We start from the raw sequence: 18,943 nt of genomic DNA on the forward strand, positions 1-18,943 counted from the left end.
ATTTATATGAAAAATTTCCCCTCATCCTCTTGTGGTGCATGCTGCTCACCCCAGAGGGAGAAGGGGCTTCTAGTATTATTCATGCGAGTTTAGTTAACAAATAAAAAACCCCGCACTAAACGGGGTTTCTTTTATCTCAGTATTTAATTAAAAATTAAACACGTTCGATAATGGTCGCGATACCTTGACCCAAACCGATACACATAGTCGCAAGACCGATTTGCGTATCTTGCTGTTCCATTACGTTCAACAATGTTGTTGTGATACGCGCACCAGAACAACCCAATGGGTGACCCAATGCAATTGCACCACCGTTCAAGTTCACACGGTCTTGTTGATCATAAATGCCTAAGCCTTTAAGAACAGACAAACCTTGTGCTGCGAACGCTTCGTTCAATTCAAAAGTTTGAATATCAGCAATCGATAAGCCAGCACGTTTAAGTGCTTTTTGCGTTGCTGGTACAGGACCATAACCCATGATCGCAGCATCACAGCCTGCAACTGCCATAGAGCGGATGACAGCACGTGGCTTAAGACCTAAAGCTTGAGCACGTTCAGCAGACATCAGCAACATTGCAGACGCACCATCAGACAACGCTGAAGATGTTGCAGCAGTTACTGTACCGCCTTTCGGATCGAATACTGGACGTAAAGCTTGGAATGCTTCAAGGTTTGCATCAGGACGAATCACTTCATCAATATCGCACAGAATTTTGAAGCCATTTGCATCGTGACCTTCAACGCCCACGATTTCATTTTTGAAACGACCTTCTTGTGTTGCAGCCCAAGCACGGCGGTGTGATTCAACACCAAACGCATCTTGTTCTTCACGAGAAATACCGTTCATACGACCTAACATTTCAGCCGTTAAGCCCATCATGTTAGATGCTTTTGCATAGTGCTTAGACGCTTCAGGGTTGATGTCGATGCCGTGCATCATGCCAACGTGACCCATGTGTTCTACACCACCAATGATGAAGATATCACCTTGGTTGGTTGCAATTTGCGCAGCCGCTGTGTGGATTGCTTGCATAGAAGAACCACAAAGACGGTTCACTGTTTGACCTGCAACAGTACGTGGTAGGTCTGCTAACAATGCAATGTTACGACCAATGTTCATACCTTGCTCTAGGGTTTGGTTTACACAGCCCCAGATAACGTCTTCAACTTCATTGGTATCAAACTGGTTACGAGCAACAAGCGCGCGTACTAATTCAGCAGATAAGCTGTCAGCACGGACGTTACGGAACATACCATTTTTGGTTTTACCCATTGCTGAACGTACGCCATCAACGATGACAACGTCACGTGGATTTAAAGTAGCCATTCACGTTGCTCCTTAACCGTAGAATTTTTTGTTGTTAGCAGCCATGTCACGCAACATTTGTGGCGCTTCATAAGCCTTACCTAAATACGCATATTTGTCGCAAAGCGCTACGTATTCAGCGACACCTGTTTGGTCGATGTAACGGCATGGACCACCACGGAATGGAGGGAAACCTACACCCATGATCATCGCCATATCTGCTTCAGCAGCAGTCGCTACGATGTTGTCTTCTAGGCAACGAACAGTTTCGTTACAGAAAGTCAGCATCATACGGTCAATGATTTCTTGAGCATCAAATTCACGTTTTTCCGCAGTTGCAACAGAAGCCACAAGTTCGTAAGCCACTGGATCAACCACTTTGGCTTTCTTACCTTTACGGTCAAGTTCGTATTTGTAGAAACCAACGTCGTTCTTTTGACCAAGACGTTTGTTTTCGTACATGGTTAAAGTTGCGCCTTTGTAGTCTGGCTTCATGCGGTCAGGGAAACCTTCCGCCATTACTTCCGCACCGTGTACGCCTGTGTCGATACCCACAACGTCGATGAGGTAAGCAGGACCCATTGGCCAGCCGAATTTTTCCATCACTTTATCAACTTGCTGGAAGTCAGCACCGTCTTTCAGTAGAAGGTCAAATGCACCGAAGTAAGGGAACAATACGCGGTTTACCAAGAAGCCTGGGCAGTCGTTAACTACGATTGGTGTTTTACCCATTTTCTGAGCAAGAACCACAGTTGTCGCGATTGCTTCAGCAGATGTTTTCTCACCGCGGATCACTTCTACCAATGGCATCATGTGAACAGGGTTAAAGAAGTGCATACCTACGAAGTTTTCAGGACGTTGTAGGTTTTCAGCCAAACGTGTGATTGAAATTGTTGAAGTATTTGAAGCAATGATCGTATTGTCACGAACATTTTTCTCAGTTTCAGCAAGTACGATACCCTTAACTTTCGGGTTCTCTGTTACTGCCTCAATCACGATGTCCACTTCTTTGAATTCGTCATAGCTTAATGTAGGACGGATGCGAGCAAGAGTTTCACCCATTTGAGCAGGTTTCATCTTCTTACGTTCAACTTGTTTGGTCAGTAAGCCATTTGCTTCTTTCATACCTAAAGCAAGTTGTGGGTTACCAATGTCTTTCATGATGATTGGTGTGCCTTTGCTTGCCGCTTGGTAAGCAATACCACCACCCATGATACCCGCGCCTAATACAGCGGCTTGGTTGACAGGGTGCGCACCTTTTTCATATTTCTTCGAAGTTTTCTTCACAATTTGGTCGTTAAGGAATAAACCAATTAACGCACCTGCTTGTGGCGTTACCGCAGCTTTAGCAAAACCTTGCGCTTCGATTTTCAATGCTTCATCACGTGGAAGGCTTGCACCTGCTTGTAATGAGTCTAAAAGAAGTTTTGGCGCTGGGTATTGAGCAGGATTTGCTTTTGCAAGAACTGCACCTTTCGCTGTATTGAATGCCATCATTTGTTCAAGCATGTTCAATTTAACAGGATCTAATTTTTCTTGACGTTTTGCTTTCCAGTCTACACGGCCAGCAATCGCTTGTTTTACAAGGTCAATTGCAGCGTCTTGTAGTTTGTCTGCAGCAACAACTGCATCAACAGCACCGTCTTTGAGCGCAGCAGCCGGCTTTTTCGGTGCAGCCATTGCCATCCATTCAACCGCATTGTCGATACCAATCACGCGGCTTAAACGAACCGTACCACCAAAACCAGGGTAGATACCCAGTTTGATTTCTGGAAGGCCAACTTGTGCAGCATCTGACATCACACGATAGTCACACACTAAGCACATTTCAAAACCGCCGCCCAATGCCATACCATTGATTGCAGCAACTTTAGGAACGTTTAGATCTTCAAACGCATTGAAGATGTCGTGAACAGGCAATGCCCAATCCACAATCGCTTGTTCGCCTTGAGCGAAGTTGTCACCGAATTCAGTGATATCTGCACCCACGATAAATGTAGATTTACCTGAAGTAACGATTAAACCTTTGATGTCACCGTTTGCTTTAACAGCGTCAATTGCAGCTTTAAAATCTTCAATTGTTGCGCGGTTAAATTTGTTGACCGACTCACCTTGTAAGTCAAAGCGGAATTCTGCAATTCCGTCCGAAAGCATTTGGACGGTAATGGCATTGCCAGCGTGGATCATGCCTGATCTCCTTTATTTTGGAGGACTTCTAAGTTGATGTTGTGAAGCGAGTACGCGGTTCCTGCGTACACTTTATGCCTCGCTAATCTTACGATAACTATATCTAAAAAGAACATAACAAGTTGTATCAAGCCGTGACGCTAGGGTCATCAAAATTTCTTTTGGAAATAGACTTTGGATCTGCCTTTAATCGCTATCGCTCTAATTAAATATGTTGAAGCTTATGTTTCAGTTCACATTTTTTTATAAATGTAAGCTATAGATTGAGATGCAAAAGAAAAATTCAATAAAAAAGCAAGTGTATTTTTCGGCAGAATGGTCAATTCACTTTTAACATTGTCGTCCATCTTTGCTGAGACACAGTGTTCTATGCTGCTTATTTAAGCGTCACTGAGCACTATGCTATACTCGCCGCGTTCTCAAAAGTTAATTTTTCATTAAGCACAATGCTTATTAGCACCAGGTCCTCATATGATTAAGTGGATTATCCTGGCGGTCTTTGTCATTTCTGCGTTTTATATTCAGCAACGCGGTAAAGTCCGTCATTCATTTTATCGTCAGTTTTTTGATCATTCGACATTGCTCGCACCGATCAATTTTCTCATGTACATGTTTTCAAAAGTGCCGAGTCAACCCTATATCGACACGCAGCATTTTAAAGATTTAAAAGTCTTAGATGAAAACTGGGAAATGATTCGTGATGAAGCCAAGGCCTTGTATGAAAAAGGGGGCATCAAAGCATCGAGTACTTATGATGACCTTGGATTTAACTCGTTTTTTAAAACAGGTTGGAAACGCTTTTATTTAAAATGGTATGACTCAGCCCATCCTTCGGCTGCTGAACTTTGCCCAAAAACCACGGCCTTGTTAAAAAACCTACCCACGATTAAAGCTGCGATGTTTACCGAGTTGGCGCCCGACAGTCGTTTAGTCCGTCATCGTGATCCCTATGCAGGTTCATTGCGTTATCACTTGGGCTTACTGACGCCGAATGATGACCGTTGTTTTATTGATGTCGATGGTCAGCGGTACTCATGGCGTGATGGCGAGAGTGTGGTGTTTGATGAAACTTATATTCACTATGCTGAAAATAAAACGGATCAGAACCGGATTATTTTCTTTGCAGACGTTGAACGGCCATTAAAGTCAAAGTGGATGGAAGCTTTTAACCATTGGTTTGGTAAAAATGTCATGACTGCTGCGAGTTCACCGAATGAAAGCGGTGATAAAACGGGTGGTTTAAATAAAGTATTTGGCTATGTCTATCAAATTCGTATAAAAGCCAAAGCCTTGAAAAAAACCAATCGTTCACTGTATTACTTTTTAAAGTGGTTCCTAATGTTGGGGCTGTTCTTCCTGATTTTTGTACGCCCATATTTATTTTAAAAGTAGAATAAATATTGAAAAAATGCGCCCTTAGGGGCGTTTTTTTATGCTGACAGTCAGCAAAATATCAGTTATCGGGCAAGCAGAATAAAAATAATTATGCAGAGCAAATCTGCAAAAAGCAGAAATAGTGTTAGCCAGAATAAGCTAGAACCAGAATAAGCCAGAAAAAGTGAGCCAATAGACGAGGAATATGATGTTGACGTCCGAACTTAAGCCCATGCAAAACCGTTGAGCTGAAAGAAAAGCGTCATCATCAATGATAGCCAAAACCCAAAGGTGAACGGTTGAAGCTTTGCATGCAGGCATGAAGACCTACTGCATAGAAACCCTGTTTAAACGCCTGAAGGGATTGATTTGGCGGGAAGGGGATCCGATTCATGAAAGCAACCAACCAAACATTGATGCATCAAATGCATATTTCGATGCAAGATATAGAACGACGTAAACAGTTGCTTGGCTTGACTGATTTAGAGCTAGCGGAACTGGCTTCGATTGGTGGGATTGTGTCGCCGATCCTCGACAGTATGGTCGATGAATTTTATGAAAATCAAACCTCAATTCCTGAAATTGCCACCTTGATTGGTGACCTTGATACCTTGAAGCGTTTGCAACGCGCGCAGCATCAGTATTTATTGGACTTATTTTCGGGGCGCTATGACAGCGCTTATGTGAATAACCGTTTACGGGTTGGTTTGGTTCATAAGCGCATAGGTGTAGAGCCGAAATTGTATCTCTCTGCGGTGCATACCCTAAAGACCATGTTGTTTCGCTTAATTCAGCGTACATTTAATGATACCGAACAATATCAGCGGATTATTAACACGTTGGAAAAGCTCTTTATGTTCGATACTACATTGGTGGTGGAAACCTATGTATGGAGTTTGATTAATGAGGTGAAGATCTCCCGTGAAAAAATGGAACAGTATGCGCATGCGCTAGAGTTTCGTGCACAAGAAATGGAAGAGCTTTCACAGCGCGATCCATTAACAGGACTGTTAAATGTCCGGCATTTATCGACCTTATTGACCAGTATTTTATATACCGCACAGCGTAATCATGAACCTGTGACAGTAGTGTTTATTGATATCAATGATTTTAAAAAGATCAATGATGAACAAGGTCATCCACGTGGAGATCAGGTACTACAAATGGTTGCTGCGGCCATAAAGTCGGTTGCACGTTCGGATGATCATTGCTTCCGTTATGGCGGAGACGAATTTTGTTTGGTCTTGCCTGGTTGCAGTGAAAAGCATGTGGAAGCGAGTTTGATTCCTCGTTTATTAGAAGCGGTGGCTGAAATGGAAGCAGGCTTAAGTTTAAGTATTGGGCTGTGCCAAACAGACCATCAGCAAGGCTATGTAGATGCCATGAGCTTGGTACAACAAGCCGATGCTAAAATGTATCAAGAGAAAAAGAATTATAAACGTTTGCAGGAACAACTCTTGCCGAAAGAAGCGTGATCCGAGCGTAAATAACGCCAAAAATAACAATAGATGACTAGCGAAACTTGAGCTAAATGGATCTCCATATTCTTGAAAATAATGTGATAAGTATGCTTATTTCCTGCAAAAATAAAGCTGAAATAGCAGATGCATCCTGCAAAATCTTGTATAGAATAAAAGCAGTTGATGGGGGATAAGATGCAAGTTTTTCGTTCAAAAAAAGATTGGTGGGTGGTCGCATTTATTATTTGTATGAGTGGCTTGCTCATTCAATTATTACTGACGATGCAAGCTAAAGGTACCATGCAGCAATATCCTGTTCATACCGCCGTGTACGTGTTGACGGTGCTGATTTTATGGTGGCCTTTCAATACGCGTTATCAAATCACGAAAACACATTTGAATATCCGCAGCATGTTTGTGCGTTGGCGTATTCCATTGGTCGAGATTCAGCGCGTTAGTCCAAGTCAGGATTTATCTGCTGCGCCTGCGCTTTCGATTAAACGTTTAAAAATCGAATATGTGCAGGAGGGGAAAGCCAAATTTGTCATGGTTTCACCCAAAGACCAGCAAGCTTTTGCGCAGGCATTGGGCATCAACTTAAGTTGATTATCAATTTGGTTGCTTAAAATCAATAGAAAGCACGCGATCACGTGCTTTTTTATGAATTAAGTTCGTCGGTGATCACCAACTTGTCGTGTTGTGCATCTAAGTGTAATTGAGTTTGTTCAGGATACTGTAAAAAATACATCGCCAAAATTGGCTCAAGTTCTACTCGTATTTTTCGTGCTAAATGTCGTGCGCCATAACGAATATCATGGTTCTGATAAAAATGTGCTTTGGCTGCATCTGTGAGTTTGATACTGCGTTTTTGATGTTGTAGGCGTTGATTAAGTTTTTCCAGTTCAATCTCCACCAAACGGGGCAAGGCATCATCTTGAACGGGTTGATATTGCAGTACACGGTCAATACGGTTAATAAATTCAGGGTCGAATTTACGTTGCATGACTTTTTCAATAATGCTGCTGACCGGCACGCGTTTGAGACAAACCTTCTGTATTTTTTCGGGTAAAAAATTTAACTTATCTAGATATTGCTGTGCCGCTTGTGCACCGACATTGCTGGTCATAAAGATCATACAATTACGAAAGTCGATGGTTTTTGTACCTGAGGTTAGGGTTAATTTTCCGCTATCCAGCACATTCATTAAGCCGCGAAGCACTTCGGTTGACGCTTTTTCCAGTTCATCAAAAAGCACGATGCCCGGTCGGGTATGACTACCTGCAATGGCAACTTCATCAAATAAACTATGGCCTTCTTTAGAACCGACATAGCCCGGAGGCGCGCCAGTAATGGCAGCCGCATAATGTTCCTGTGCGAGCGTGTTCATATCAATACGGCAAAAGGCATCAGGTCGGCCATAAATCACTTCACTGATTAAACGCACAGTTTCGGTTTTACCAACACCTGTCGGTCCAAGCATTAAGGTTACGGAGAGCGGTCGTTCAGGACTGGAAAAATCAGCCTTGACCACATGCAGCATTTTTTCAATTTCGTCTAATGCTGCTTCTTGTCCAATGATCCGTTGCTTTAGGTGTTGCATAACGTCATGCGGTTCAAAATGAAAACGCGGCTTACCCATCAAACGGTTTTTTTCAGCAGTGCTATGCGTCGAAGTTGTCGGGTGTACGACATGGATGGCGGGATTGGCGTTCGTCATGCATCATGTTCCTAAAGCGGGATGTTTTGAGCATAGCAAATTTAGAATTTTGCATTAATAGCTTTTAACAATCAGATCATTGCTATGAGCAACAATAAATTTGCGGGATTGCTTGAAAATGCAGATAAAAGCATCACATCATGTCAAAGAGCAATATCGAAGACGGAACAAGGCAAAAGTGAACGAAAACGCACGCGAACATATTGAAAAAATTCTGGCTAATATGACGACTCTACCCGGTGTTTACCGCATGCTGGGTAAAGACGGTGAGTTGCTGTATGTGGGTAAAGCAAAGAATTTAAAAAATCGTGTGTCGAGCTATTTTGTTAAAACCATTGAACATCCGAAAACACAGGCCTTAGTGGCACGAATCTACGACATTGAAACCTTGGTGGTGCGTTCTGAAACCGAAGCTTTATTGCTCGAACAAAACCTGATTAAGCTGCATCGTCCGCCCTATAACATCATGCTGCGTGACGACAAATCCTATGTCTATATTTTTATTTCAGCCGATAAACCCTATCCACGAATTGCCGCAGGGCGAGGCAAAGCGAAGCATCAGGCCGGTAAGTTTTTCGGGCCTTATCCGAGTGCTTATAACGCGCGTGATACTTTGGTGGTGCTGCAAAAACTGTTTAATGTGCGTCAGTGTGAAAATAGCTATTTTTCACAGCGCAAACGACCATGCCTGCAATACCAAATTAAACGTTGTTCCGCGCCTTGTGTGGGGTTGATCTCACCCGAAGATTATAAAGAAGATGTCAATAACTCGATTCGTTTCTTACAAGGCGACACCAAAGAGCTCAATCAAGAGTTAATTGGAAAAATGGAAGCTGCTGCCGAAGCTTTGGAGTTTGAAAAGGCGGTGTTTTATCGTGATCGTATGGCGCTGCTGCGTGATGTGCAAACTCAGCAAGCGATTTATAAAGTCAAAGGTGAGGCTGATATCATTGCCATTGCTTATCAAGCCGGTGTGACCTGTGTGCAAATCATGCATGTGCGCAATGGCAAAATGCTCGGCGGAAAGAGTTATTTCCCTGATATGCAGGGTGATGATCTAGGTCAAATGCTCTCGGACTTCATTGCCAATTTCTACTTTCAAGTTGCAGATGAGATTCCAACTGAACTCATCATCAATGTCGATATTCCAGATCGCAAAGACATGGAAGATGCACTACATCAGCACTTTGATAAAAAAATTCAAATCAAACATAAAGTGCGAGAAACTCGTGCCGAATGGCAAGAGCTTGCACAAATGAATGTGCAGCATGCGATTAAAGGTAAACTGGCTGATCATTTTGAATTGAATGAACGTTTTCATCAGTTAGAACAAGTGGTAGGGCGACCAATTGACAGTATTGAGTGTTTTGATATTTCTCACACTATGGGGGAGGCAACTATCGCGTCTTGTGTGGTCTTTGATGCTGGCGGTGCAAGAAAACGCGACTATCGCCAATTTTCCATCAATGACATTACCGAAGGCGATGATTATGCTGCCATGCGTCAAGCACTGACCCGCCGCTATAAAAAGCATATGTTGCCCGATTTGCTATTAATTGACGGAGGCAAAGGTCAATTACACATGGCGATGGAAGTCATGCAGGAGCTCGAGCTCGATGCCTTTATGGTCGGTGTGTCCAAAGGCGAGGGGCGTAAACCAGGTCTGGAAACCTTGCACTTTACCGATGGTGAAAAAATCCAATTGCCCGAAGACCATAAAGCCCTGCATTTGATTCAACAGGTTCGTGATGAAGCCCACCGCTTTGCTATTACTAAACATCGAGCGAAACGAGATAAAAAGCGTGGCTCATCGGTACTTGAGGTGATTCCGGGCTTAGGGCCAAAACGTCGTCGGGATCTGTTGACCCATTTTGGTGGCATTCAGGGGGTACTCAAAGCTTCGGAAAATGATTTAAAACTTGTACCGGGATTAGGCGATGTGATGGCGCGCACCATTTATAAAATCCTGCATGAATAGCGCGAACTAAGCCCAATCGATGACGCATCAAGTCTGAATTTGCCAAAATGCTCATTGACGCATGAGTCACTGATCATTCACATCATTTGATTTTTATACAATGATATAAAAATCAAAAATATGATCAGGGATGATGATGTCACTCGCACAGTTGTATCAACATATTGAACACAATGAATGGGTTGAGATTCCAGAAGGATGGTTGCAAGGACGTACGATCTATGGCGGCTTAGTGGCTGGCATGATGATGCACAAAGCCGTTGCCACCATTGCCGATCCGCAGCGACGTTTACTCAGTTGTAATGTGACCTTTGTTGGGCCAGTACAATTGGCGCCCGTGCGTTTAAGTGCTGAAATTTTAAGACAGGGCAAATCCGTCACCACCATCGAAGTTCGACTTTGGCAAGATGATGCCGTACAAAGCATTTTATTGGCGAGCTTTGGTGTTCCACGTGAATCAAGCATTGCCGTCAATCAGGAGCGTCAAGCACCCGATTTTCCTGAAGTGAGCAGCTTAAAGATTGCCGAACATCATCCACTTGCACCACAGTGCTTTCAGCAAATGGATTTGGCCTGGGTAGATGGGCAGTATCCGTGTACTGCAAGCAAAAAGCCTGACTTTAGTGGTTGGATGCGTTTTAATCCAGAACGCCACGATAATCGTAAGATGACCGTAGCCGATTTACTGGTCTCGATGGATATGTGGCCGCCCGGCGTGCTGCCTATGTACAAAACCATGGCGCCTGCGAGTTCTTTAACATGGACATTGACCTATGTGCATCCCTTGCAATCAAGCTTGCGTAATTGGTTTAAATATAAAGTATTTACCGACTATGCCGCGGATGGCTACGCCACGGAATATGCGCATTTATGGGATGAAAATAACCAGTTGATAGCGATTGCGCGACAGACTGTTACGGTGTTTGCCTAGTGACACTGCGGGGCATTTCGTATAAAGTGAGTGCAACTAACGATGGATAAATCCTCAAATTATTCTGCATTTTCATCGTGCATGAGGGGAAAACTGGGGTGTCTATGACAACAGGTCGAATCCTGAATATTCCTAATATTTTAACATTGGCACGAATTGCTTTAATTCCTGTGTTTTTGTTGGTGGCGTATTGGCCACCTGCAATGGGCGTGGGTGAGCATGCTGCAAGCATGTCACGTCATATATTGCTGACCGCTATTTTTGTGATCGCAGCTGTCACTGACTGGTTTGATGGCTATCTTGCGAGAAGTTTAAATCAGACTTCAGCATTTGGACGTTTTCTCGATCCTGTTGCAGATAAACTGATGGTCGCAACAGCCTTGATCGTCTTGGTGCAATGGCAACCAACCATTTCGATGGCCTTTGCAGCGATTGTGATTATTTCACGTGAAATCACGGTGTCTGCGCTACGTGAGTGGATGGCTGAATTAGGCGCACGTACCAGTGTTGCGGTTTCAACCGTTGGTAAATATAAAACAGCATTTCAGATGATTGCGATTTCAGTGTTCTTGCTGAATTGGCAGCCCCTAGAAATGTTGGCCTATGGATTGCTCTATACAGCTGTTGTTTTAACGTTATGGTCGATGTTTATATATTTGAAAGCCGCATGGCCGTATTTAAAACAACCTTGATTTAAAAGTAAGTTATGAAAAGCTCCGTTATCGGGGCTTTTTTATTGCCGAGCTTTTAAAAAAATTGAGGGTTTGACTAGTTTGAACAGCGCTTCATTTGATTAGAGCTTGACGTTAAATGTGAGACGTTGGCGCAAATTTTGGATAAAAAAATTCCCAGATTTTGGGGGAAATCTGGGAAGGAAAATCGGGGTTACTTATCGCTATTATGGAAGATGTTTCCATCTCCTTGATTGCTATTATAGGAAAGCAGATTTAGAAATACATGGAGTTTCTTGTAGTGTAATGTTGTGTTTTATTGAGAAATGTATCACAAATTTACATTAATAATTTTTGATACAAATTGGCCGATAACTTTGGTAGGTTTTGTTTGGATTTAAACGATAAAAATCGATATATGTGATGATAAAAATACAATTAACATTATTTAAATAATAGATTCATCTATTTAAGTTTAAATAAAATTGATCAATGGATAAAAGATTTTTCAGCAATGATAAAGATCATTTCTGAATGAAAGCTTACACAGACGTCATCTTTGTCTTACGAAAAAAAGCAGTGCTCCTAAGCACAAAAAAAAGGAGCCTTTTTAGACTCCTTTTTGAGATTTGAAGCTACGCGCTTCGCTTGTCTTGCATCATTTGTAGAATAGCAAAAAAGAATCCCCAAACTTGGAGATTCTTTTCAATTAAAGCCCACGCGCAGCATAGCTGCTTGTCTTGCGGCGTGGCGGAGTATAAAAAAAGGAGCCCCTTTGGACTCCTTCATGACATTTGAAACTACGCGCTTCGCTTGTCTTGCGTAATTTTTAGAGCAATAAAAAAGAATCCACAAGATTAGAGATTCTTTTCAATTAAAGCCTACGTGCAGCATAACTGCTTGTCTTGCGGCGTGGCGGAGTATAAAAATAGGAGCCCCTTTGGGACTCCTTCATGACATTTGAAACTACGCGCTTCGCTTGTCTTGCGTAAAACTTAAAGCAACGCTTTAAGTTTTACTCAGGCTTTAGGCCTTCGGCTTTTTCTAAAGATTCATCATTGCTGAAGAATTTTTCACGTTGCTCTTCAAGGAACTTTTTCGCGTCAGCTTCAAACACGTTTAAACGTTTTTCATTGATCAACGTCGTTTGGTGTTTTAGCCATTCTTGCCAAGCTTGTTTAGATACCGTATCAAACAATTCTTGTCCCTTTGCACCAGGGAATGGTGCAAAGTCTAAACCTTCCATTTCAGCCTGATATTTACGGCAAAAAACTTGTCGAGACATATCAATACTCCATTTAACTTGAAAAAGTTATGCGTAAAGTTTTTCTAAACGTGCGTGTGCGCGTTCAATTGCTGCTTCAACTTGAGCAGGTGCAGTACCACCAATGTGGTTACGTGCATTGACAGATGCTTCAAGTGTTAATGCTTTTTCGAAGACATCGGCTTGAATCAAGTCAGAGAATTGTTGAAGTTGCTCAAGGGTTAATTCTGAAAGGTCTTTGCCTTCTTGAACACCGAGGGCAACCGCTTTACCCACAATTTCATGCGCATCACGGAATGCTACGCCATTTTTAACGAGGTAGTCGGCAAGGTCAGTTGCAGTTGAGAAGCCACGCAGCGCTGCTTCACGCATGATGTCAATGTTTGGCACTAGTGCAGGGATCATGTCGGCAAATGCCATGAGTGAGCCACGAACAGTATCAATTGCATCGAATAGTGGTTCTTTATCTTCCTGGTTGTCTTTGTTGTATGCCAATGGTTGACCTTTCATCAGGGTCAATAGGCTCATCAAATCACCATATACACGGCCAGTTTTACCACGGATTAACTCAGGAACGTCTGGGTTTTTCTTTTGCGGCATGATTGAAGAGCCAGTGCAGAAACGGTCAGGAATGTTCACAAATTTGAACTGAGCCGATGTCCAAAGAATCATTTCTTCTGACATACGTGATAAATGCATCATGATGAGTGATGCCGCAGCATTGAATTCAATACCGAAGTCACGGTCAGACACAGCATCTAAAGAGTTTTCTGCAACGGCTTCAAAACCTAGTAATTCTGCAGTGAATGCGCGGTCGATCGGGTAGGTTGTTCCAGCAAGTGCAGCAGAACCTAAAGGCATGCGGTTGGTACGTTTACGGCAGTCAATTAAACGCTCTGAGTCACGAACCAACATTTCAAACCACGCCATTAGGTGGTGGCCAAAAGTCACTGGCTGTGCAGTTTGTAAATGCGTGAAGCCCGGCATGATGGTATTGGTATTTTTCGCCGCTAAGCCTAGGATGCCTTTTTGTAATTTTTTCAATAATTCTAAAATCGCATCGATTTCGTCGCGAACATACAGACGGATATCGGTTGCAACTTGGTCATTACGGCTACGACCGGTGTGTAGTTTTTTACCTGTAATACCGATACGTTGAGTCAAGCGTGACTCAATATTCATGTGCACATCTTCTAGGTCAATGCGCCATTCGAAGTTACCCGCTTCAATTTCTGCTTTAATGGTGTTTAAGCCATTAATAATATCGTCACGCTCTTGTTCAGTTAGAACGCCAACTTTTGCAAGCATGGTTGCATGTGCAATTGAACCTGCAATATCTTGTTTATAAAAGCGTTGGTCAAACTGTACAGATGCTGTAAATTCAGCAACAAAAGCGTCAGTAGCTTCGGAAAAACGACCGCCCCACATGCCTGAAGTTTGGGCTTGTGACGGATTTGAGGAATTAGAAGATGTGGTCATGTCGGCTCAATAAGATAAAAAGCATAGAACTGAGCAAGAGTATAGCAAATTCGAACCCAGTTGCCGAAGGGCAAGTTGATCAAACTTTTAGACAGGGTTTAGGTCTATGACAATTTCAGTATTTTCAGGAAAAATGGGCCGTTGGCACTATCTGTGGGAGCTTTTTCTTGCGGGCAATATTGTGGCTTTGGTTTTGGTCTTGGCCCAAGCTCAATCGTGGCAAGCCTTAAGTGTTTCCAGTGTCATGCAGCATGTGTTGTTTATTAACTGGATATTATTGGCATTTGCAGCATTTTCAGAGCTTTTGCAGAGCAAGACGCGTGGTTTAAGCATGAAAATGCTCATGTTTAGCGGGTTTGTTTTATTGCAAGCTTTGGTGTTATTCACCACCATAACTTTAAATGTTTTGATCTATTTTGGTGAAAATTTCAGTTTAGCTGGTTTGAGTGCAGACGTTTTAACTGCTGGTGTGGTTTTAAATCTGAGCTATGGGGTATTACTTGGGGCATTTTGTTTTCGATATTTATATTTAAGAGAACAGTGGGGTCGACAACATCATAGTGAATTAAACTCACGCATTCAGGCTATGCAAGCTCGGATTCATCCACATTTTTTATTTAATAGCTTAAACAATGTGATTAGCTTGATTGCGATTGACCCAGATAAAGCGGAGCAAATGCTACTGAATTTATCTCGATTGTTCCGTGCAAGTTTTCAAGAATTGAAGTTGGTAAGTCTCAAAGATGAGATCGATCTGTGTCAGCGTTATTTGGCCATTGAACAAATGCGTTTAGGTGATCGGCTTAAGGTGGAGTGGAAACTAGAAGGTACTGAACAATACGCTCAAGTACAAATTCCACTATTAACTTTACAACCTTTATTAGAAAATAGTATTTTTCATGGAGTTGAAAAGATTTTGACAAAGAGTACGATAAATATATTGATTGAAATATTACAAAATCAAATTAATATCGTTATTACAAATCCCTATACACAGGATACAATTAAATTACGTCAGGGGAATGGTATTGCCATCGAAAACGTGAAACAGCGACTTGAGGCATATTATGGTCAGCATGTCACTTTTCAAACCTACGCAGGCGAGGGAATGTATACGACTGTGGTGCAATATCAATATAAATAGAAATCTCAGTTGACCAATAAAAATAAATGACGTTAACGAGATAAGGAGGAGAAATGGACATCCTAATCTGTGATGATGAGCCTCTAGCAGTAGAGCGATTGTCACGTTTAGTCACTCAACTTGGACATCAAGTGGTTGCGAAAGCTTCACATGGTCAACAAGCGATTGACTTGGCTCAAAGCCTCGAGCCTGATGTCATCTTACTAGATATACAAATGCCTGAAATGGATGGGTTGACTTGCGCGAAATTGTTGCGTGAATTAGACCCCATGCCCGCTATTATTTTTTGCACTGCATATGATCATCATGCACTTGATGCATTTAAATCGAATGCAGAGGGATATTTACTAAAACCAGTTATGCAACAGGAATTGCAGCAGGTTTTAGATCATTTAACTAAATTAACCCAAGCTCAATTGAGCACGATAAAACAAAAAGAAAATATGGACGAAATTAAAATCAGCCGCCATCAAATCGCGGCAAAGACTTATCGTGGTGTAGAACTGGTCCCTGTGGAAAATATTTATTATTTTCTTGCAGATCAGAAATATGTCACTGTTCGGCATAAAAATGGCAATGTACTTATTGATGAAACGCTGAAGGATTTAGAGCATGAATTTGGTGATCGCTTTATACGCATCCATCGTAATGCCTTGGTGTCTGTGAGCTTTTTAGATGGTTTAGAGGTTGTAAGCTCAGGACAATATCAAGTGCGTTGTCGAGATTTAGAAGAACGTTTGGCGGTCAGCCGTCGGCATTTACCGAATTTACGCGAGCGAATACAAAAATTATAGGGCAAGGGTTAAAGCACATTGCGAATTAAGCTTGCATTTTCAACTGAGCAAGTTAAGTTTAGAATAATAGCCCTATAGACTGTATTTTAAAATTTATGAATATCCTTAAGATCGCAACTCGACAAAGCCCGCTTGCACTTTGGCAGGCGGAACATATTCGTGCACGCTTAGAAGCACTTCATGCAAATTTGAAAGTTGAGTTGGTGACTTTTGTGACCCAAGGTGACAAGATTCTAGATACCCCTTTAGCCAAAATTGGGGGGAAAGGATTATTTGTAAAAGAATTAGAAGCGGCGTTGTTGGATGGTCGTGCAGACTTAGCAGTTCATTCGATGAAAGATGTGCCGATGGCATTGCCTGAAGGTTTAAGCTTGGCCGTGATTTGTGAGCGTGAAGATCCATTAGATGCTTTCGTTTCAAATACCTATAACAGTTTTGATGATTTACCACAAGGTGCGAAGGTTGGGACATCGAGCTTGCGCCGCAAATGCCAAATTTTAAAACAACGTCCAGACCTCGAGATTATTGATCTGCGTGGCAATGTGGGTACGCGTTTATCTAAACTCGATGCGGGTAACTATGATGCGATTATTTTGGCCAGTGCAGGGTTGAAGCGTCTGGGTTTAGCAGAGCGTATTCGTCATACTCTTGAGCCTGTTGTGAGTTTACCTGCAGTTGGACAAGGTGCATTGGGCCTAGAATGTCGTAGCCAAGATCAAACTGTATTGGATTTAATTTTGCCCTTAATGCATACAGAGACCAATGCCTGTGTACGCGCAGAACGTGCATTTAATGCATATCTAGAAGGTGGCTGTCAAGTACCGATTGCAGGTTATGCAACCTTAGAAAATGGTCAGATTCATTTGGAAGGTCGAGTCGGTAGTGTTGACGGTCAAACCTTGTTGAAAGCACAGCAAGTAGGTCTTCCCGAACAGGCTGAACAGCTCGGTGTCAAATTGGCCCAAGACTTGTTAGCCCAAGGTGCCGGTGAAATTTTAAAGGCACTGTATTAATACATGCTTTTTATCAATACACGTCCGACAGATCGTGCAGCGCAGCTTAGCTTGACGCTGCGCTCTGCGGGTGTTGCTGTGGCTGAGCTTCCATTACTTGAGCTCAAGCCGCGGGCATGGTCAGAAGCATTGGCAGCGTGCTACGCCCAGTTGAGTGCTGCGGATGTATTGGTTGTGGTGAGCCCCTCTGCGGTCACCTTTGGTATGCAAGGTTTGCGTAAGGCAGGCATTTCACTTGAGCAGTTCGAACATATTCAATGGGTTGCAGTTGGTGACGCAACCGCAGCAAAGCTGGCTGATTATGGCATTCACAGTGTGGTACCGCAGGTGGAAACATCGGAGGGAATGCTCACCTTAAGCCATTTAGAACAATTAGAGACCGGGGCTTGTGTTGCATTTTGGCGCGGTGAAGGTGGTCGTCAATTTATGATGCAGCAGTTGCTAGAACGTGGCATTCAGGTTCTCAATTTTGTGCTATACGAACGGCATCTACCGGAAGAGACCACTCAAAAAGTAAAAACACTCATTTCTGAACATCAGTTGTCATCTCCGTATTGTATGTTGATCACCAGTGAGGCCAGTTGGCTCAATTGGCTTGACTTGATTCAGTCGCATTTATCAGTGCTGAGTCATGCACATTTTTTAGTTTTAGGTGTAAGGTTGTTCGAGCTACTTGAGCAAAGTCGTATAACACTGAACAAAGATTTTAAAATTATTCAACTCGAAGATTTAAACGCGACACACATATTGCAGCATGTGCAAGTCGTGCAGGGAAATACATGAAGAAGTTGTTTGTCGTTGTGGTCATTGTCGCCGTACTTTGGTTGGCTAAACTCAGTTTTGACTTGTTTCAGGTCAATGCTCAACAAACCGAACTGATGCAACAACAAACTTTATTGCAACAGCGCAATGCAGGTTTGAATGATCAGGTCGTGGCTTTGAAACGCCAGTTGAATGGCACAACGACCGAGATGTCGGCTGCAACGACATCGAATGCTTCGATTGCTGCTGAGGCGACCCATAGTATTGAGCCAATGATGGTTGTGGGCCAGCAACTTGATTTGGTTGAATTTGCCATGCAGCAACAACAATTTGCTGTCGCTTTAGAAAAATTAAACCAATTAGACCAACAATTAGATCAGTTGAGCTTGGCACCTGCACTGCGTATGAGTTTGCATCAGGTGATTCAAAAAGACCGTGAGACCTTAAAGCAATATGTGACAGAGCGTCAGTTGCAATCTGATAAAGTGAAAAATACCCTGCAATCCATCGATCAATTGTTAGAAAAAGAAATATTAAAGCCCTATAGTTCAAAAGAGCAGCAAAAAGGTCTTTCTTTTTGGCAAAAATGGATTCAAGTCGAATCAGTCGAACAACCGAGTCCCGTATTAATGCAGCGTAGCTTGGTATTAAAAGAAATGCAGTTACGTTTAATTTTGGCTCAGCAAGTTTTAAATCAAGGACAATATCCTCAATTTCAACAAGAAATCACTGAAATTATGCAAATTATGCAGCAATTGCCAGATGCTTCATTAAAACCGATACGCCAACGTCTAGAACAATTAAAGGACATTCCGGTTATTTCTGTACCGCTATTAAATACTCGGGCACTCATAGGATAATCG

16 protein-coding genes and 1 pseudogene are annotated in these 18,943 nt (G+C 42.5%); 11 read left to right on the forward strand and 6 right to left on the reverse strand.

What is annotated here, in order from left to right; all coding sequences use genetic code 11:
• Positions 1 to 154: 154 nt before the first annotated feature.
• Together fadA and fadB are read right to left on the reverse strand one after the other, a co-directional pair.
• Complete coding sequence (gene fadA / locus FTU36_RS03870) at positions 155 to 1,327, reverse strand: acetyl-CoA C-acyltransferase FadA (RefSeq protein WP_180010561.1); 1,173 nt, start codon at positions 1,325 to 1,327, stop codon at positions 155 to 157.
• 12 nt (positions 1,328 to 1,339) lie between these two features.
• Positions 1,340 to 3,493, reverse strand: a complete 2,154-nt coding sequence (gene fadB / locus FTU36_RS03875) for a fatty acid oxidation complex subunit alpha FadB (RefSeq protein WP_180066930.1) — start codon at positions 3,491 to 3,493, stop codon at positions 1,340 to 1,342.
• A 471-nt stretch (positions 3,494 to 3,964) separates the two neighbouring features.
• On the opposite strand from fadB, the gene lpxO reads away from it, so the two are divergent.
• Positions 3,965 to 4,879: a lipid A hydroxylase LpxO gene (lpxO, locus tag FTU36_RS03880; RefSeq protein WP_078190472.1), complete on the forward strand. Its 915-nt coding sequence runs from the start codon at positions 3,965 to 3,967 to the stop codon at positions 4,877 to 4,879.
• Positions 4,880 to 5,135: 256 nt separating this feature from the next.
• On the opposite strand, the gene FTU36_RS16680 is transcribed toward lpxO, so the two are convergent.
• Complete coding sequence (locus tag FTU36_RS16680) at positions 5,136 to 5,261, reverse strand: hypothetical protein (RefSeq protein WP_257220820.1); 126 nt, start codon at positions 5,259 to 5,261, stop codon at positions 5,136 to 5,138.
• Here FTU36_RS16680 and FTU36_RS03885 point away from each other — a divergent pair.
• Positions 5,260 to 6,342 (forward strand): diguanylate cyclase domain-containing protein, encoded by a 1,083-nt coding sequence (locus tag FTU36_RS03885; RefSeq protein WP_180116838.1) that lies wholly within the window; start codon positions 5,260 to 5,262, stop codon positions 6,340 to 6,342. The genes FTU36_RS16680 and FTU36_RS03885 overlap by 2 nt on opposite strands.
• A gap of 180 nt (positions 6,343 to 6,522) precedes the next feature.
• Positions 6,523 to 6,933: a PH domain-containing protein gene (locus FTU36_RS03890; RefSeq protein ID WP_180025935.1), complete on the forward strand. Its 411-nt coding sequence runs from the start codon at positions 6,523 to 6,525 to the stop codon at positions 6,931 to 6,933.
• A 52-nt stretch (positions 6,934 to 6,985) separates the two neighbouring features.
• On the opposite strand, the gene FTU36_RS03895 is transcribed toward FTU36_RS03890, so the two are convergent.
• Positions 6,986 to 8,044 carry an AAA family ATPase gene (locus FTU36_RS03895; RefSeq protein ID WP_180065789.1) on the reverse strand — a complete coding sequence of 353 codons (1,059 nt, stop codon included), beginning with the start codon at positions 8,042 to 8,044 and terminating at the stop codon, positions 6,986 to 6,988.
• Between the two features lie 178 nt (positions 8,045 to 8,222).
• Between FTU36_RS03895 and uvrC the strand changes: the two genes are divergently transcribed.
• From uvrC to pgsA, 3 genes are all read left to right on the forward strand, one after another.
• On the forward strand, positions 8,223 to 10,022 hold the full coding sequence (gene uvrC, locus FTU36_RS03900) for an excinuclease ABC subunit UvrC (protein ID WP_180050756.1): 1,800 nt from the start codon (positions 8,223 to 8,225) through the stop codon (positions 10,020 to 10,022).
• Positions 10,023 to 10,158: 136 nt separating this feature from the next.
• Positions 10,159 to 10,953: a thioesterase family protein gene (locus FTU36_RS03905; RefSeq protein WP_180066941.1), complete on the forward strand. Its 795-nt coding sequence runs from the start codon at positions 10,159 to 10,161 to the stop codon at positions 10,951 to 10,953.
• A 104-nt stretch (positions 10,954 to 11,057) separates the two neighbouring features.
• On the forward strand, positions 11,058 to 11,645 hold the full coding sequence (gene pgsA, locus FTU36_RS03910) for a CDP-diacylglycerol--glycerol-3-phosphate 3-phosphatidyltransferase (protein ID WP_078190467.1): 588 nt from the start codon (positions 11,058 to 11,060) through the stop codon (positions 11,643 to 11,645).
• A gap of 994 nt (positions 11,646 to 12,639) precedes the next feature.
• On the opposite strand, the gene FTU36_RS03915 is transcribed toward pgsA, so the two are convergent.
• Both FTU36_RS03915 and argH read right to left on the reverse strand, forming a co-directional pair.
• Positions 12,640 to 12,909 carry an oxidative damage protection protein gene (locus tag FTU36_RS03915; protein ID WP_078190466.1) on the reverse strand — a complete coding sequence of 90 codons (270 nt, stop codon included), beginning with the start codon at positions 12,907 to 12,909 and terminating at the stop codon, positions 12,640 to 12,642.
• Between the two features lie 27 nt (positions 12,910 to 12,936).
• Positions 12,937 to 14,367 carry an argininosuccinate lyase gene (gene argH, locus FTU36_RS03920; RefSeq protein ID WP_171319324.1) on the reverse strand — a complete coding sequence of 477 codons (1,431 nt, stop codon included), beginning with the start codon at positions 14,365 to 14,367 and terminating at the stop codon, positions 12,937 to 12,939.
• Between argH and FTU36_RS03925 the strand changes: the two are divergent.
• The 5 genes and pseudogenes from FTU36_RS03925 (at position 14,358) to FTU36_RS03945 (ending at position 18,940) form a co-directional block, all read left to right on the forward strand.
• Positions 14,358 to 15,511, forward strand: a pseudogene (locus tag FTU36_RS03925) (sensor histidine kinase). The gene argH and the pseudogene FTU36_RS03925 sit on opposite strands and share 10 nt — an antisense overlap.
• Positions 15,512 to 15,564: 53 nt before the next feature.
• Complete coding sequence (locus tag FTU36_RS03930; RefSeq protein WP_180012128.1) at positions 15,565 to 16,305, forward strand: LytTR family DNA-binding domain-containing protein; 741 nt, start codon at positions 15,565 to 15,567, stop codon at positions 16,303 to 16,305.
• A gap of 95 nt (positions 16,306 to 16,400) precedes the next feature.
• Positions 16,401 to 17,318, forward strand: a complete 918-nt coding sequence (hemC, locus tag FTU36_RS03935; RefSeq protein ID WP_218954373.1) for a hydroxymethylbilane synthase — start codon at positions 16,401 to 16,403, stop codon at positions 17,316 to 17,318.
• A gap of 3 nt (positions 17,319 to 17,321) precedes the next feature.
• The gene (locus FTU36_RS03940) at positions 17,322 to 18,101 is read left to right on the forward strand and encodes a uroporphyrinogen-III synthase (protein WP_180059372.1); all 780 of its coding nucleotides are present in this window, start codon (positions 17,322 to 17,324) and stop codon (positions 18,099 to 18,101) included.
• A complete protein-coding gene (locus tag FTU36_RS03945; protein ID WP_180007023.1) occupies positions 18,098 to 18,940 on the forward strand; it encodes a hypothetical protein in 843 nt (280 codons plus the stop codon). Before FTU36_RS03940 ends, FTU36_RS03945 begins: the two co-directional genes overlap by 4 nt.
• Positions 18,941 to 18,943: the final 3 nt, after the last annotated feature.

The sequence above is a fragment of the Acinetobacter sp. YH12096 genome (assembly GCF_013419215.1).
In the GTDB taxonomy this organism is placed as follows: Bacteria; Pseudomonadota; Gammaproteobacteria; order Pseudomonadales; family Moraxellaceae; genus Acinetobacter; species Acinetobacter amyesii.

Bases quoted from the DNA above. Each gene is read 5' to 3' on its own strand.
- fadA (WP_180010561.1), bottom strand. From the start codon at position 1,327: ATGGCTACTTTAAATCCACGTGACGTTGTCATCGTTGATGGCGTACGT.
- fadB (WP_180066930.1), bottom strand. From the start codon at position 3,493: ATGATCCACGCTGGCAATGCCATTACCGTCCAAATGCTTTCGGACGGA.
- lpxO (WP_078190472.1), top strand. From the start codon at position 3,965: ATGATTAAGTGGATTATCCTGGCGGTCTTTGTCATTTCTGCGTTTTAT.
- FTU36_RS03885 (WP_180116838.1), top strand. From the start codon at position 5,260: ATGAAAGCAACCAACCAAACATTGATGCATCAAATGCATATTTCGATG.
- FTU36_RS16680 (WP_257220820.1), bottom strand. From the start codon at position 5,261: ATGAATCGGATCCCCTTCCCGCCAAATCAATCCCTTCAGGCGTTTAAA.
- FTU36_RS03890 (WP_180025935.1), top strand. From the start codon at position 6,523: ATGCAAGTTTTTCGTTCAAAAAAAGATTGGTGGGTGGTCGCATTTATT.
- FTU36_RS03895 (WP_180065789.1), bottom strand. From the start codon at position 8,044: ATGACGAACGCCAATCCCGCCATCCATGTCGTACACCCGACAACTTCG.
- FTU36_RS03905 (WP_180066941.1), top strand. From the start codon at position 10,159: ATGTCACTCGCACAGTTGTATCAACATATTGAACACAATGAATGGGTT.
- pgsA (WP_078190467.1), top strand. From the start codon at position 11,058: ATGACAACAGGTCGAATCCTGAATATTCCTAATATTTTAACATTGGCA.
- FTU36_RS03915 (WP_078190466.1), bottom strand. From the start codon at position 12,909: ATGTCTCGACAAGTTTTTTGCCGTAAATATCAGGCTGAAATGGAAGGT.
- argH (WP_171319324.1), bottom strand. From the start codon at position 14,367: ATGACCACATCTTCTAATTCCTCAAATCCGTCACAAGCCCAAACTTCA.
- FTU36_RS03930 (WP_180012128.1), top strand. From the start codon at position 15,565: ATGGACATCCTAATCTGTGATGATGAGCCTCTAGCAGTAGAGCGATTG.
- hemC (WP_218954373.1), top strand. From the start codon at position 16,401: ATGAATATCCTTAAGATCGCAACTCGACAAAGCCCGCTTGCACTTTGG.
- FTU36_RS03940 (WP_180059372.1), top strand. From the start codon at position 17,322: ATGCTTTTTATCAATACACGTCCGACAGATCGTGCAGCGCAGCTTAGC.
- FTU36_RS03945 (WP_180007023.1), top strand. From the start codon at position 18,098: ATGAAGAAGTTGTTTGTCGTTGTGGTCATTGTCGCCGTACTTTGGTTG.